Annotated in this window: 1 protein-coding gene and 1 pseudogene; both read right to left on the reverse strand. The window is 72.4% G+C overall.

Features of this window, described 5'->3' with window-relative positions; all coding sequences use genetic code 11:
- Window positions 1–256 (reverse strand): annotated as a pseudogene (locus BDIM_RS18145) (peptidoglycan endopeptidase); the annotation flags it as partial.
- An 80-nt stretch (window positions 257–336) separates the two neighbouring features.
- On the reverse strand, window positions 337–1393 hold a 1057-nt coding region (locus BDIM_RS14090; RefSeq protein WP_040346293.1), incomplete at its 5' end, for a leucyl aminopeptidase family protein.

Here is a 1393-nt window from a genome sequence, read left to right on the forward strand (position 1 = left end):
GTCGGGCGCGGCCCCAGGCGCGATCCTGACGGCGCTCCAGCACGTCGAAGGCCTCGCCGAACAGCAGCTGATCGATGCGCTGACCATCGTCGGCGACGATGTCTGCGACCGGCAGGCGGCAATGGGCGGGATCGGTCCGGCGATAGGCCTCGGCCCGCATCAGGCCTTCCAGCGCCTGCTCGGCCAGCACCACACGATCCCCGTCCCGCAGGATCAGGGGCGCGCCAGGCGGCAGCAGGGCCAGGACATCGGTCAAGCGGCGGTCTCTAGACGGCTCGGACAATTCGAGCCGCCCACCCTAGGCGCCGATCCCGAAGGGGGCGTTAACAGCCTTGGCTATTTGACGAATTTGTCGCTGAGGTAGCGGAAGCAGGCGCGGATGGCCTGGGCCTCGCCGCCTTCGGGCCAGCCGGGCCGGGCGCGCGGATTCCAGGCGAAGACGTCCATGTGCGCCCAACTGCCCGTCGTCGGGGCGAACTTCTGCAGGAACAGGGCCGCCGTCACCGACCCGGCCTGGGCCCAGGCGGCGGAATCGTTGCGCACGTCGGCGATCTCGCTGTCCAGCGAAGCGCGATAGCCCGCCCACAGAGGCATCCGCCACAGGGGGTCGCCCACGGCCCGACCGGCGTTCAGCACGCCCTCGGCCAGGGCATCGTCGTCGGTGTAGAGCGGCGGCAGCTCCGGCCCCAGGGCGATGCGCGCCGCGCCGGTCAGGGTGGCGAAGTCCAGCGTCAGATCCGGCTGGTGCTCGCCCGCCCGCGTCAGGACGTCGGCCAGGATCAGCCGCCCTTCGGCGTCGGTGTTGCCGATCTCGATGGTCAGGCCCATGCGGCTGTTCAGGATGTCGCCCGGCCGGAAGGCGTCGGCCGACACCGCGTTCTCGACCGCCGCGACCAGCACCACCAGCCGCACCGGCAGCCCGGCCTGCATGATCAGGCGGCCCAGGGCCAAGGCGTGGGCGGCGCCGCCCATGTCCTTCTTCATGTTGCGCATCCCGGCGGCGCCCTTGAGGTCCAGACCGCCGGTGTCGAACACCACCCCCTTGCCGACCAGGGCCACCAGCGGCCGTTCCGCCTTCTCCAGGTTCCAGCCGATCTCCAGCACGCGCGGCGCGCGATGCGGGGCGGCGGCGCGGCCGACGGCGTGGACCGCCGGATAGTTGTCCTCCAGCAGGGCGTCGCCGGTGGTGACGGTCAGGCTCGCGCCCGCGCCCTCGGCGATCTCGCGGGCGATGGTTTCGAGCTGCAGCGGCCCCATGTCGGCGGCGGGAGTGTCGACCATCTCGCGCGTCAGGGCGCAGGCGGCGGCGATGTTCAGCGTCGCCGTCAGGTCGAGGCCGTCCGGCGCGACCAGACGCGCGCGGCCGCGCTCCGGCCGGGTCTTGTAGCGGTCG

The sequence above is a fragment of the Brevundimonas diminuta ATCC 11568 genome (assembly GCF_000204035.1).
Lineage (GTDB): Bacteria > Pseudomonadota > Alphaproteobacteria > Caulobacterales > Caulobacteraceae > Brevundimonas > Brevundimonas diminuta.